11 protein-coding genes and 5 pseudogenes are annotated in these 12,819 nt (G+C 53.6%); 11 read left to right on the top strand and 5 right to left on the bottom strand.

Annotated elements, in window-relative coordinates; all coding sequences use genetic code 11:
* Positions 1-68 precede the first annotated feature (68 nt).
* Complete coding sequence (gene tetR(A), locus HGD79_RS25190; RefSeq protein ID WP_063120597.1) at positions 69-719, top strand: tetracycline resistance transcriptional repressor TetR(A); 651 nt, start codon at positions 69-71, stop codon at positions 717-719.
* A 31-nt stretch (positions 720-750) separates the two neighbouring features.
* Here tetR(A) and HGD79_RS25185 read toward each other — a convergent pair whose 3' ends face one another.
* Positions 751-993: a transposase gene (locus HGD79_RS25185; RefSeq protein WP_000844627.1), complete on the bottom strand. Its 243-nt coding sequence runs from the start codon at positions 991-993 to the stop codon at positions 751-753.
* Between the two features lie 57 nt (positions 994-1,050).
* Positions 1,051-1,869 (bottom strand): annotated as a pseudogene (locus HGD79_RS25180) (Tn3 family transposase); the annotation flags it as partial.
* Between the two features lie 60 nt (positions 1,870-1,929).
* On the opposite strand from HGD79_RS25180, the gene HGD79_RS25175 reads away from it, so the two are divergent.
* The 5 genes and pseudogenes from HGD79_RS25175 to HGD79_RS25155 form a co-directional block, all read left to right on the top strand.
* Positions 1,930-2,634, top strand: a complete 705-nt coding sequence (locus HGD79_RS25175) for an IS6-like element IS26 family transposase (RefSeq protein WP_001067855.1) — start codon at positions 1,930-1,932, stop codon at positions 2,632-2,634.
* 151 nt (positions 2,635-2,785) lie between these two features.
* A complete protein-coding gene (locus HGD79_RS25170) occupies positions 2,786-3,331 on the top strand; it encodes a plasmid pRiA4b ORF-3 family protein (RefSeq protein ID WP_001493763.1) in 546 nt (181 codons plus the stop codon).
* 136 nt (positions 3,332-3,467) lie between these two features.
* On the top strand, positions 3,468-4,040 hold the full coding sequence (locus tag HGD79_RS25165; protein ID WP_001493762.1) for a recombinase family protein: 573 nt from the start codon (positions 3,468-3,470) through the stop codon (positions 4,038-4,040).
* A gap of 36 nt (positions 4,041-4,076) precedes the next feature.
* Positions 4,077-5,468: an ISKra4-like element ISKpn19 family transposase gene (locus HGD79_RS25160; RefSeq protein WP_001493761.1), complete on the top strand. Its 1,392-nt coding sequence runs from the start codon at positions 4,077-4,079 to the stop codon at positions 5,466-5,468.
* 32 nt (positions 5,469-5,500) lie between these two features.
* Positions 5,501-5,929 (top strand): annotated as a pseudogene (locus HGD79_RS25155) (recombinase family protein); the annotation flags it as partial.
* Positions 5,930-6,247: 318 nt separating this feature from the next.
* Here the strand turns inward: HGD79_RS25155 and HGD79_RS25150 are convergent.
* The gene (locus HGD79_RS25150; protein ID WP_001516695.1) at positions 6,248-6,904 is read right to left on the bottom strand and encodes a quinolone resistance pentapeptide repeat protein QnrS1; all 657 of its coding nucleotides are present in this window, start codon (positions 6,902-6,904) and stop codon (positions 6,248-6,250) included.
* 394 nt (positions 6,905-7,298) lie between these two features.
* Here HGD79_RS25150 and HGD79_RS25145 point away from each other — a divergent pair.
* Positions 7,299-8,314 (top strand): annotated as a pseudogene (locus HGD79_RS25145) (IS3 family transposase); the annotation flags it as partial.
* Between the two features lie 75 nt (positions 8,315-8,389).
* On the opposite strand, the pseudogene HGD79_RS25140 reads toward HGD79_RS25145, so the two are convergent.
* Positions 8,390-8,947, bottom strand: a pseudogene (locus HGD79_RS25140) (Tn3 family transposase); the annotation flags it as partial.
* Between the two features lie 63 nt (positions 8,948-9,010).
* Between HGD79_RS25140 and HGD79_RS25135 the strand changes: the two are divergent.
* Positions 9,011-9,715, top strand: coding sequence for an IS6-like element IS26 family transposase (locus HGD79_RS25135; protein ID WP_001067855.1), 705 nt, complete (start codon positions 9,011-9,013; stop codon positions 9,713-9,715).
* Positions 9,716-9,748: 33 nt separating this feature from the next.
* On the opposite strand, the gene intI1 is transcribed toward HGD79_RS25135, so the two are convergent.
* Positions 9,749-10,720: a class 1 integron integrase IntI1 gene (gene intI1 / locus HGD79_RS25130; RefSeq protein WP_119015029.1), complete on the bottom strand. Its 972-nt coding sequence runs from the start codon at positions 10,718-10,720 to the stop codon at positions 9,749-9,751.
* Between the two features lie 144 nt (positions 10,721-10,864).
* On the opposite strand from intI1, the gene dfrA12 reads away from it, so the two are divergent.
* The 3 genes and pseudogenes from dfrA12 (at position 10,865) to HGD79_RS25115 (ending at position 12,608) form a co-directional block, all read left to right on the top strand.
* Positions 10,865-11,362, top strand: coding sequence for a trimethoprim-resistant dihydrofolate reductase DfrA12 (gene dfrA12, locus HGD79_RS25125; protein WP_001083725.1), 498 nt, complete (start codon positions 10,865-10,867; stop codon positions 11,360-11,362).
* A 111-nt stretch (positions 11,363-11,473) separates the two neighbouring features.
* Positions 11,474-11,764 carry a DUF1010 domain-containing protein gene (locus HGD79_RS25120; protein ID WP_001336345.1) on the top strand — a complete coding sequence of 97 codons (291 nt, stop codon included), beginning with the start codon at positions 11,474-11,476 and terminating at the stop codon, positions 11,762-11,764.
* Positions 11,765-11,769: 5 nt separating this feature from the next.
* A pseudogene (locus HGD79_RS25115) lies at positions 11,770-12,608 on the top strand (AadA family aminoglycoside 3''-O-nucleotidyltransferase).
* Positions 12,609-12,819: the final 211 nt, after the last annotated feature.

Genomic DNA, 12,819 nt, shown 5'->3' with positions numbered 1-12,819 from the left:
ACGCGCGGATTCTTTATCACTGATAAGTTGGTGGACATATTATGTTTATCAGTGATAAAGTGTCAAGCATGACAAAGTTGCAGCCGAATACAGTGATCCGTGCCGCCCTGGACCTGTTGAACGAGGTCGGCGTAGACGGTCTGACGACACGCAAACTGGCGGAACGGTTGGGGGTTCAGCAGCCGGCGCTTTACTGGCACTTCAGGAACAAGCGGGCGCTGCTCGACGCACTGGCCGAAGCCATGCTGGCGGAGAATCATACGCATTCGGTGCCGAGAGCCGACGACGACTGGCGCTCATTTCTGATCGGGAATGCCCGCAGCTTCAGGCAGGCGCTGCTCGCCTACCGCGATGGCGCGCGCATCCATGCCGGCACGCGACCGGGCGCACCGCAGATGGAAACGGCCGACGCGCAGCTTCGCTTCCTCTGCGAGGCGGGTTTTTCGGCCGGGGACGCCGTCAATGCGCTGATGACAATCAGCTACTTCACTGTTGGGGCCGTGCTTGAGGAGCAGGCCGGCGACAGCGATGCCGGCGAGCGCAGCGGCACCGTTGAACAGGCTCCGCTCTCGCCGCTGTTGCGGGCCGCGATAGACGCCTTCGACGAAGCCGATCCGGACGCAGCGTTCGAGCAGGGACTCGCGGTGATTGTCGATGGATTGGCGAAAAGGAGGCTCGTTGTCAGGAACGTTGAAGGACCGAGAAAGGGTGACGATTGATCAGGACCGCTGCCGGAGCGCAACCCACTCACTACAGCAGAGCCATGTAGACAACATCCCCTCCCCCTTTCCACCGCGTCAGACGCCCGTAGCAGCCCGCTACGGGCTTTTTCATGCCCTGCCCTAGCGTCCAAGCCTCACGGCCGCGCTCGGCCTCTCTGGCGGCCTTCTGGCGCTCCTGCTGCGGCGTCCGCTCGTGGGCCGTGGCGCGGGTCCGCGCGCCGGCCTCGTGCGCCTGGCGCTCGCGGGCGAGGTCCAGGGCGGCCGTCTTCACGTTCTGCCTTGCGCAGATGAGATAGGGGAGCCCGCAGAATTCGGAAAAAATCGTACGCTAAGGTTTTCCGGGCATCCGTAAGGGCCGAAACTTCCCGTCTTCCAGTCTGCGGCTCTGCCGCCAGACGTAATCGCCGGTTAGGTTGATGTGCTCCCAGCCCAGCGGCGACAGGAATTGCAGCAGCTCGCCGTCCACCGGCTTGCCGGCCTCGACCAACCCCTGGGTGGCGCGTTCCAGGTACACCGTGTTCCACAGCACGATAGCCGCCGTCACCAGGTTGAGGCCGCTGGCCCGGTAGCGCTGCTGCTCGAAGCTCCGATCCCTGATTTCCCCAAGGCGGTTGAAGAACACCGCCCTGGCCAGCGAGTTGCGCGCCTCACCTTTGTTCAGGCCGGCATGCACGCGGCGGCGCAGTTCAACACTTTGCAGCCAGTCCAGGATGAACAGCGTGCGCTCGATCCGGCCCAGCTCGCGCAGGGCCACGGCCAGTCCGTTCTGGCGCGGGTAGCTGCCGAGCTTGCGCAGCATCAGCGAGGCGGTGACGGTGCCCTGCTTGATCGAGCTGGCCAGGCGCAGGATGTCGTCCCAGTGGGCACGCACGTGCTTGATGTTCAGGGTGCCGCCGATCAGCGGGCGCAACGTCGGGTAGGCTTGCACGCCCTGCGGCACGTACAGCTTGGTTTCGCCGAGGTCGCGGATGCGCGGCGCGAAGCGGAAGCCTAGCAGGTGCATCAGGGCAAAGACGTGATCGGTGAAGCCGGCCGTGTCGGTGTAGTGCTCCTCGATCCGCAGGTCGGACTCGTGGTACAGCAGGCCGTCGAGCACATAGGTGGAATCGCGGACGCCGACATTCACCACGCGGGTGCTGAACGGGGCACTGTTGCAAATAGTCGGTGGTGATAAACTTATCATCCCCTTTTGCTGATGGAGCTGCACATGAACCCATTCAAAGGCCGGCATTTTCAGCGTGACATCATTCTGTGGGCCGTACGCTGGTACTGCAAATACGGCATCAGTTACCGTGAGCTGCAGGAGATGCTGGCTGAACGCGGAGTGAATGTCGATCACTCCACGATTTACCGCTGGGTTCAGCGTTATGCGCCTGAAATGGAAAAACGGCTGCGCTGGTACTGGCGTAACCCTTCCGATCTTTGCCCGTGGCACATGGATGAAACCTACGTGAAGGTCAATGGCCGCTGGGCGTATCTGTACCGGGCCGTCGACAGCCGGGGCCGCACTGTCGATTTTTATCTCTCCTCCCGTCGTAACAGCAAAGCTGCATACCGGTTTCTGGGTAAAATCCTCAACAACGTGAAGAAGTGGCAGATCCCGCGATTCATCAACACGGATAAAGCGCCCGCCTATGGTCGCGCGCTTGCTCTGCTCAAACGCGAAGGCCGGTGCCCGTCTGACGTTGAACACCGACAGATTAAGTACCGGAACAACGTGATTGAATGCGATCATGGCAAACTGAAACGGATAATCGGCGCCACGCTGGGATTTAAATCCATGAAGACGGCTTACGCCACCATCAAAGGTATTGAGGTGATGCGTGCACTACGCAAAGGCCAGGCCTCAGCATTTTATTATGGTGATCCCCTGGGCGAAATGCGCCTGGTAAGCAGAGTTTTTGAAATGTAAGGCCTTTGAATAAGGAGAGCATGAAAAACCTCGGGGCAGCCATCGAATGATGCCATCTACAGGGGTTAAAATAACCACCATCATTTCATAACAATACCTGCTGACTATGAAGATCTACGTCATCAAAATAGCAGTTCATGGAGTCAGTCCGATGGTCTGGCGTCGGCTGAGAATTGCTGCCGACACGTCACTGGCCGCGCTTCACTTCATTTTCCAGATAGTGCAGGGCTGGGGGGACGACCATCTCCATCAATTTCACATTTATGGCAAAGATTACGGTATCTCCTACGAAGGAGGCATCGGTTTTGTCGATAATCCGTTCCGGGTCGTGATTGATGATTTTGCTTTTGATGCTGGCGATCGCTTTACCTATGAATACAATTTCTTTGAGCACTGGCTTCATGACATTCGTGTTGAGGCCATTTATGAAAACTCTACGCTGAAAGCGCCGTTTTGTATAAGCGGCCATGGTATGCCCGGAGCCACAGCTGCGGATGAGTTCGATAAAACCCTGGCGTTTCTTGAAGCTATCGTTAATGCGGATGATGAAACAACGGTCGGCGAGATCCGCCCTTTTGCTGACGACCTGGATGCTGTCAGGTTCAACCGCCACAAAATCAACCGGCAACTGAGCAGGCTCGACCTTGCATCTCCGGTACTGGAGCCTGAAGTTATCTGGCTGGGCCGTCGTCGCTGACTGATGTCTATAAAGGTATACGTTTTCAGCATGCCTCTCAGATCCCCGAAAAAATGTCTATAAACCTCCCTAAATCAGTGTTTATGGATTATTCTTTAAATCTCTATGATGTTTAAAGACCTTCCGGAGGTTTTGCGTGCAATATGCCTACATCAGGGTAAGCTCGGCCGATCAGAATACGGCCCGTCAGGAAGAGGCATTGTCAAAGGCGGGTTTTCAGCCTGATAAAATTTGTGTTGAGCATGCCAGCGCGAAGGACACAAACCGCCCGGGGTTACAGGAACTCCTGGGGCAATTACGCCCTGGTGATACGCTTCTGGTTCATTCCATCGATCGCCTTTGCCGGAATATGTCGGATATGTGCGCTGTCACCACCCGGCTTCGTGACCAGGGCGTTACCCTTATTTTTCTGAAAGAGCAGCTGACGTTCAGCGCCGGCACAAACAATCCGATGCAGGAACTGCAGCTGCACATGATGTCGGCATTCAGCCAGTTTGAACGAGCCTTACTGAAGGAAAGGCAGGCCGACGGCATCGCCGCGAAAAAAGCACGGGGTGAAAAAACAGGGCGCCCCGGCGCCGATATCAAAAAGATCCAGGAAATTGACGCACTCAGAAGCAGAGGGGTCAGGCTCAGGATCGCCTGCGACCATGCGGGCCTTGGCGTTTCCACATATTATAAGCTTCGTCACCAGATGAACAACCAGTAGCCGGGAGATAGTCATCCACCACAGCAGGAGGCAATGATGCAACTGACGCTCCAGATAGTCATCACCGATGAATCAGGCTCCAGTCGAACGGAGGAACTGATGACAATCCAGAAATCAGGGGAGACCCGGAACGACATCGGATTATCGGTGTCAGAATCCAAGCTGTTGCTGAATACGGTCCAGCAGTCGGTGGTCCAGCTGCAGGCAGACGAATATACTCAACACCATATCCGGTGCCCTCACTGCCTTGCTGCGCGCAGAATCAAAGGCAAACAGAAAATACGGTACCGGACGCTGTTTGGCGTTATTCCGGTATCCGGGCTTCGGGTGTACCGGTGCCGTTGTGAAGAGAGTGATACAAAGACAGTCAGTTTGCTCAGCGACTGGGCCGGCGATTATTCTCACCCGGCACTGAAATATATTGAAACCCGCTGGGCCTCGATGATCTCCTATGAAATGACGACTCGTCTGCTGAAAGATATTCTGCCGGTGGGCCACAGCCTGAATGCCTCAACGGTGAGGAATCATTTATGCCAGGTGGCGCAGCGTCTTGACGCTGAGGCTGAAGCTCATTCAGGTTTTCTTTCCGGCTGCCCCCGCGACTGGGGGAACCTGCCCAGGCCAGGAAAACCGCTTGTGGTGGGTATAGATGGTGGTTATGTTCGCGATCGGGATGACAAAAAGCGTAATTTTGAAATTATTGCCGGGAAGTCTTTTTCCGTTGGTGCGCCTGCTGACACCCGCCGCTTCGGTTTTGTTCAGAAGGATGACTGTCATCCGGAACGCAGGCTCATGACCCACCTTTCAGCGCAGGGAATGCAGGCCAACCAGCAGATATTTTTTCTGTCCGACGGCGCGGATAATCTCAGGGACCTCCAGTTCGGTATGTACCCTGAGTCAACGCATGTGCTGGACTGGTTTCATATCACCATGAGGCTGAAGGTGCTCATGCAATATGCCCGGGGACTGCTGGTATCAGATCCAGAGGCGGGGAGTAAAGTTCTGGCACTGCTGGAAAGCATTAAACGATATCTCTGGCATGGCAATGTTGTCGCTGCGCTGGAACATATTGATAATTGCGTTATGTATTGCGATGACCCTGAACTCAGCTATCCTAGCCTGAAATCCCTGCAAAAACATCTGGATGAAATGTATACCTACATCCGGAATAATAAGATGATGATCCCAAACTACGGCGAAATGCGTCGGTACGGAGAGCCGGTATCAACCGCGTTTGTGGAATCCACGATCAATGAAGTGATCGCCAGACGAATGGCCAAAAAGCAGCAGATGCAGTGGAGCAGAAAAGGGGCTCATTATTTGTTACAGACCCGGACCGCCGTTTTGAATAACGAACTGCAGGATAAATTTGTCTGCTGGTATCCGGGTTTTCAAAGTGACGGGAAGGGACCAGCGATGGCAGCATAGCTCACGCTGCCCCAATATTTTTTATGCTCTCGGTCGTATGGAAGCTGGACCGCCTCGGTCGTGATCTTCGTCATCTCATTAATACAGTGCACGACCTGACCGCGAGGGGGACCGGTCTGAAAGTGCTGACCGGTCACGGGGCGACTATCGACACAACAACGGCCGCTGGCAAGCTTGTCTTCGGTATCTTTGCCGCACTGGCGGAGTTTGAGCGCGAACTGATTGCTGAAAGAACGACTGCAGGTCTGGCATCAGCAAGAGCCCGTGGGCGGAACGGCGGCCGACCTTATAAAATGACGCCAGTCAAACTGCGACTGGCAATGGCATCAATGGGACAATCAGAAACAAAGGTCAGTACGCTATGCCAGGAACTTGGGATAACCCGGCAAACTTTGTACAGGCATATTTCCCCTGTTGGTCAACTGCGGGCGGACGGGATCAAGCTGCTCAACCGTGGATAATTTGAACGGACGGAAAAATCTGGGGTTCCGGCGTAGTACCCCTATCACCTCCACATTTTTGCAACAGTGCCTTATAAATGGCAGCCTTATGTTTACTTGCCAAGATGGGCTACCATATGATGTTTTATACTGAGCAATATTAATATTATCTTTAATGGAAAAATTAAGCCCACTAAGTGACCCACTGCTATATGGCTCTATTGTGAAGACGCCTGAGGGTAAAAATTTATACATGGTTGTCCCTATGTCTATTATTGCAAGGTTGACAATATTATTCGTTTTATAAATTTGAGCGTTTAAAATCACACATCAAAGCAATTAGTCAGGATAAACAACAATACCCAGTGCTTCGAGAATCAGTTCTTGCTGCCAGGCTGCAATTTTGATACCTGATGTATCGACTTTGCGGGGATCTAAACCGTCGAGTTCGGCGTGGCATAAATTGGCACCCTGTAGGCTAAATTGCCCCCAGACATCTTCGGAAAAAACACCTCGACTTAAGTCTGACTCTTTCAGTGATGCACCCGCTAGGTTCGTTCCTATCCAGCGATTTTCAAACAACTCACATTTTTCTAAACAAACCCTCTCCATATTGGCATAGGAAAGATTACATCCAGAAATAAATGCTGAGCAAAAGTACATACGATTACTCACTTGATGGGCAAAGTTTGTTCGGGAAAAGTTGGCACCTTTTAAATCACACGCACGGAACTCTATACCGTAGCAATTGGCATTACTGAAGTTTGCCATCGCAAGTTGGCATTGTTGGAAACTTGCATCACGAAGATCTGCGACATCAAAGTGGCAGCCTTCGATATCACCCTGTTCAATGAACTTGCAGTTGACGAATGTCGTATCACGCAAGTTAGCACGTCGAAAGTCGCTGCGAATGAATGTGCAAGCGGTGAAGGTGAGATCACTTAAGTCTTTATGTGAAAAGTTGTGGTGCCGATATGTATGATTGTAGGTTTCCATGAGTACTCCTTGTTGAAAGGAGGGCTAGACTACCATTATACATATGCCAAGACATTAAAATAAAAGCCTGTTACATCAACACATTACAACCCCTCAATTTACCTGTTTTAAGTGGTCAAATTGGCGCGTAGAGCGCCTATCGCTCTTGCATTGGCACGCGGCCCTGTTGAAAAAAGTTATTCGCTTTAGATAGGGTTAGGAGAGCCGTGCTTCGCCGGTAAAAAATCGGACTATCCGACGCAGGGCGGACTCATCGGCGGAGAAGCAAACTTTGACTATATCTCCCTACACTTGGAAGAGGGCTAGACTGGCCCCATAGATCACCAGACACTTCGACTCTCTTAAAATAAGAGGTAGTCTTGGAACTATGTTTAATACCAGTCAGAACGATAAGATGGTTGAAGTGTTATCAGGACCTGAGCGGCGTCGGCGTCGTACACCGCAGGAAAAAATTGCCATTATTCAGCAGACTATGGAGCCCGGTATGACCGTGTCTCATGTCGCGCGCCTGCATGGCATCAATGCAAACCAGATATTCAAATGGCGCAAGCAATATTAAGACGGTTCACTGACGGCTGTTGCATCGGGCGAGGAAGTGGTGCCGGCCTCCGAACTCGCTGCCGCCAATAAGCAAATTCGCGAACTCCAGCGCCTTCTGGGCAAAAAGACGATGGAAGCCGAGATACTCAAAGAGGCCGTGGAGTTCGGCCGGGCAAAAAAATGGATTGCGCATGCGCCCTCGTTGCCTGGGAACGACGAATAAGCGACGTTTGCAGAAGTCTTAGCGTGTCGCGTGCGCAGTTGAGCATTCGGGTTCACCGGCCATCTGACTGACAGGATCGCAGACGGCAGCCCCGTTCTGACGATACCACCGTATTGTCCCGGATAAACATGGCGGTGGCTGACCTGCCGACGTATGGTTATCGCCGTGTGTGGGCGCTGCTGCGACGGGAGTCGGAGCGGGACGGCCTGCCTGTGGTTAATGCAAAGCGGGTGTATCGCATTATGAGAACGCATAATCTGCTTCTTGAACGTAAACCCGCTGATCCTTGCCGTAAGCGGGCCCATAAGGGGCGCGTAGCAGTAGCGGAAAGTAACCGGCGCTGGTGCTCAGATGGCTTTGAGTTCCGCTGTGATAATGGCGAAAAGCTGCGGGTGACCTTCGCGCAGGACTGCTGCGACAGGGAGATCATTGACTGGGCAGCGAGCACCGGAGGCTATGACAAAGAAACGGTGCAGGATGTCATGCTGGGTGCGGTGGAAAAACGCTTCGGAAGGCAGTTGCCAACAGTGCCGGCGTTCGCCCGGTTGCTGGGACTGGAGCCTTGTACGACAGCAGTGCGAAGCCCGGAAAGCAATGGCATAGCAGAAAGCTTCGTGATGACGATAAAACGGGACTACATCAGCATCAGGATTTTAGGGGTCTGACGCTCAGTGGAACGAAAACTCACGTTAAGCAACGTTTTCTGCCTCTGACGCCTCTTTTAATGGTCTCAGATGTCCTTTGGTCACCAGTTCTGCCAGCGTGAAGGAATAATGGCCGAGCATATTGATATGTCCGTGGCAAAGCGGGGAGAGGCGTGCGATATCTTCATCATTCAGTGTTTCACCCTGCGCCCGGAGATGATCCAGGGCTGCCTGCATATAAATAGTGTTCCATAACACGACGGCGTTAGTGACCAGCCCCAGTGTGCCCAGTTGATCTTCCTGACCGTCGGTATATCGTTTTCTTATCTCACCTTTTTGACCGTGACAGATGGCTCTGGCAACGGCATGGCGACTTTCTCCCCGATTAAGCTGGGTCAGAATGCGCCGGCGGTAATCTTCATCATCAATATAATTAAGCAGATACAGCGTTTTGTTGATGCGCCCCACTTCAATGATTGCCTGAGTCAGTCCGGAAGGACGTTCACTTTTCAGCAATGAACGGACCAGCACTGAAACCTGTACTTTGCCCAGCTTCAGGGAGCCAGCGGTCCGGATCATTTCGTCCCACTGAAGGACTATTTTTCGGGGATCTGATTGCCCTCTGGCAATATCATTGGCACTGTTGCAAATAGTCGGTGGTGATAAACTTATCATCCCCTTTTGCTGATGGAGCTGCACATGAACCCATTCAAAGGCCGGCATTTTCAGCGTGACATCATTCTGTGGGCCGTACGCTGGTACTGCAAATACGGCATCAGTTACCGTGAGCTGCAGGAGATGCTGGCTGAACGCGGAGTGAATGTCGATCACTCCACGATTTACCGCTGGGTTCAGCGTTATGCGCCTGAAATGGAAAAACGGCTGCGCTGGTACTGGCGTAACCCTTCCGATCTTTGCCCGTGGCACATGGATGAAACCTACGTGAAGGTCAATGGCCGCTGGGCGTATCTGTACCGGGCCGTCGACAGCCGGGGCCGCACTGTCGATTTTTATCTCTCCTCCCGTCGTAACAGCAAAGCTGCATACCGGTTTCTGGGTAAAATCCTCAACAACGTGAAGAAGTGGCAGATCCCGCGATTCATCAACACGGATAAAGCGCCCGCCTATGGTCGCGCGCTTGCTCTGCTCAAACGCGAAGGCCGGTGCCCGTCTGACGTTGAACACCGACAGATTAAGTACCGGAACAACGTGATTGAATGCGATCATGGCAAACTGAAACGGATAATCGGCGCCACGCTGGGATTTAAATCCATGAAGACGGCTTACGCCACCATCAAAGGTATTGAGGTGATGCGTGCACTACGCAAAGGCCAGGCCTCAGCATTTTATTATGGTGATCCCCTGGGCGAAATGCGCCTGGTAAGCAGAGTTTTTGAAATGTAAGGCCTTTGAATAAGACAAAAGGCTGCCTCATCGCTAACTTTGCAACAGTGCCACTTTCAGCACATGCGTGTAAATCATCGTCGTAGAGACGTCGGAATGGCCGAGCAGATCCTGCACGGTTCGAATGTCGTAACCGCTGCGGAGCAAGGCCGTCGCGAACGAGTGGCGGAGGGTGTGCGGTGTGGCGGGCTTCGTGATGCCTGCTTGTTCTACGGCACGTTTGAAGGCGCGCTGAAAGGTCTGGTCATACATGTGATGGCGACGCACGACACCGCTCCGTGGATCGGTCGAATGCGTGTGCTGCGCAAAAACCCAGAACCACGGCCAGGAATGCCCGGCGCGCGGATACTTCCGCTCAAGGGCGTCGGGAAGCGCAACGCCGCTGCGGCCCTCGGCCTGGTCCTTCAGCCACCATGCCCGTGCACGCGACAGCTGCTCGCGCAGGCTGGGTGCCAAGCTCTCGGGTAACATCAAGGCCCGATCCTTGGAGCCCTTGCCCTCCCGCACGATGATCGTGCCGTGATCGAAATCCAGATCCTTGACCCGCAGTTGCAAACCCTCACTGATCCGCATGCCCGTTCCATACAGAAGCTGGGCGAACAAACGATGCTCGCCTTCCAGAAAACCGAGGATGCGAACCACTTCATCCGGGGTCAGCACCACCGGCAAGCGCCGCGACGGCCGAGGTCTTCCGATCTCCTGAAGCCAGGGCAGATCCGTGCACAGCACCTTGCCGTAGAAGAACAGCAAGGCCGCCAATGCCTGACGATGCGTGGAGACCGAAACCTTGCGCTCGTTCGCCAGCCAGGACAGAAATGCCTCGACTTCGCTGCTGCCCAAGGTTGCCGGGTGACGCACACCGTGGAAACGGATGAAGGCACGAACCCAGTGGACATAAGCCTGTTCGGTTGGTAAGCTGTAATGCAAGTAGCGTATGCGCTCACGCAACTGGTCCAGAACCTTGACCGAACGCAGCGGTGGTAACGGCGCAGTGGCGGTTTTCATGGCTTGTTATGACTGTTTTTTTGTACAGTCTATGCCTCGGGCATCCAAGCAGCAAGCGCGTTACGCCGTGGGTCGATGTTTGATGTTATGGAGCAGCAACGATGTTACGCAGCAGGGCAGTCGCCCTAAAACAAAGTTAGCCATATGAACTCGGAATCAGTACGCATTTATCTCGTTGCTGCGATGGGAGCCAATCGGGTTATTGGCAATGGTCCTAATATCCCCTGGAAAATTCCGGGTGAGCAGAAGATTTTTCGCAGACTCACTGAGGGAAAAGTCGTTGTCATGGGGCGAAAGACCTTTGAGTCTATCGGCAAGCCTCTACCGAACCGTCACACATTGGTAATCTCACGCCAAGCTAACTACCGCGCCACTGGCTGCGTAGTTGTTTCAACGCTGTCGCACGCTATCGCTTTGGCATCCGAACTCGGCAATGAACTCTACGTCGCGGGCGGAGCTGAGATATACACTCTGGCACTACCTCACGCCCACGGCGTGTTTCTATCTGAGGTACATCAAACCTTCGAGGGTGACGCCTTCTTCCCAATGCTCAACGAAACAGAATTCGAGCTTGTCTCAACCGAAACCATTCAAGCTGTAATTCCGTACACCCACTCCGTTTATGCGCGTCGAAACGGCTAACCATTCCGTCAACGGGACGCCAAAATGCTGCGCATTTTGGTTCCCTCCGCTGCGCTCCGGCTCTCGTTACGTCCAACGTTAGCACCACTGAAACCCAGCTTTATTTAGCTCATGTTTATTCAAACGGCATTTAGCTTTTCAGGCGTTATTCAGTGCCTGTTTTGCCTTTTTTCCGGGCTTCGCCTGCATGGGCTGCGCAGGTTTTCAGTCTTTTTGGCCTCTAGCCCTTGCGTAGCAAGCGCAAGCAGCTATCGTTTTTGCAGTGCTGTGCCGCCTCGGTGGCGCAGCGTTTTTTCACGGTTAGCGCCCGTCGCCAAATTCAAGTTATCCGTTTTGGCTTCTGGTTCTAACATTTCGGTCAAGCCGACCCGCATTCTGCGGTCGGCTTACCTCGCCCGTTAGACATCATGAGGGAAGCGGTGACCATCGAAATTTCGAACCAACTATCAGAGGTGCTAAGCGTCATTGAGCGCCATCTGGAATCAACGTTGCTGGCCGTGCATTTGTACGGCTCCGCAGTGGATGGCGGCCTGAAGCCATACAGCGATATTGATTTGTTGGTTACTGTGGCCGTAAAGCTTGATGAAACGACGCGGCGAGCATTGCTCAATGACCTTATGGAGGCTTCGGCTTTCCCTGGCGAGAGCGAGACGCTCCGCGCTATAGAAGTCACCCTTGTCGTGCATGACGACATCATCCCGTGGCGTTATCCGGCTAAGCGCGAGCTGCAATTTGGAGAATGGCAGCGCAATGACATTCTTGCGGGTATCTTCGAGCCAGCCATGATCGACATTGATCTAGCTATCCTGCTTACAAAAGCAAGAGAACATAGCGTTGCCTTGGTAGGTCCGGCAGCGGAGGAATTCTTTGACCCGGTTCCTGAACAGGATCTATTCGAGGCGCTGAGGGAAACCTTGAAGCTATGGAACTCGCAGCCCGACTGGGCCGGCGATGAGCGAAATGTAGTGCTTACGTTGTCCCGCATTTGGTACAGCGCAATAACCGGCAAAATCGCGCCGAAGGATGTCGCTGCCGACTGGGCAATAAAACGCCTACCTGCCCAGTATCAGCCCGTCTTACTTGAAGCTAAGCAAGCTTATCTGGGACAAAAAGAAGATCACTTGGCCTCACGCGCAGATCACTTGGAAGAATTTATTCGCTTTGTGAAAGGCGAGATCATCAAGTCAGTTGGTAAATGATGTCTAACAATTCGTTCAAGCCGACCGCGCTACGCGCGGCGGCTTAACTCCGGCGTTGGGCGCACAATAAGGCTCCTTGCAGAGTTGCTTGAAAGTTGTTACGATTCAAATTCAATCATGAGATAGTCAGCAGATGAGCACTTCCAAGAACGCAGACAAGTAAGCCGCAGCAACCTTCATTTTTCGGTTGTTGCGGCGTTCTCATGAATCCTTTTGCTCTACGGGAGCGCCGCCAAATCCTTTGTTCAAGGAGATGGT

This window comes from Escherichia sp. SCLE84, assembly GCF_012584495.1.
GTDB lineage: Bacteria > Pseudomonadota > Gammaproteobacteria > Enterobacterales > Enterobacteriaceae > ECMA0423.
Note: the sequence above shows the minus strand (reverse complement) of the source record. Positions and strands in the feature narration are given on the sequence as shown.

Excerpts from the sequence above, each read along its gene's own strand:
- dfrA12 (WP_001083725.1), top strand. The coding sequence starts at position 10,865 with ATGAACTCGGAATCAGTACGCATTTATCTCGTTGCTGCGATGGGAGCC.
- HGD79_RS25160 (WP_001493761.1), top strand. The coding sequence starts at position 4,077 with ATGCAACTGACGCTCCAGATAGTCATCACCGATGAATCAGGCTCCAGT.
- HGD79_RS25150 (WP_001516695.1), bottom strand. The coding sequence starts at position 6,904 with ATGGAAACCTACAATCATACATATCGGCACCACAACTTTTCACATAAA.
- HGD79_RS25175 (WP_001067855.1), top strand. The coding sequence starts at position 1,930 with ATGAACCCATTCAAAGGCCGGCATTTTCAGCGTGACATCATTCTGTGG.
- HGD79_RS25120 (WP_001336345.1), top strand. The coding sequence starts at position 11,474 with ATGTTTATTCAAACGGCATTTAGCTTTTCAGGCGTTATTCAGTGCCTG.
- HGD79_RS25135 (WP_001067855.1), top strand. The coding sequence starts at position 9,011 with ATGAACCCATTCAAAGGCCGGCATTTTCAGCGTGACATCATTCTGTGG.
- HGD79_RS25170 (WP_001493763.1), top strand. The coding sequence starts at position 2,786 with ATGGTCTGGCGTCGGCTGAGAATTGCTGCCGACACGTCACTGGCCGCG.
- intI1 (WP_119015029.1), bottom strand. The coding sequence starts at position 10,720 with ATGAAAACCGCCACTGCGCCGTTACCACCGCTGCGTTCGGTCAAGGTT.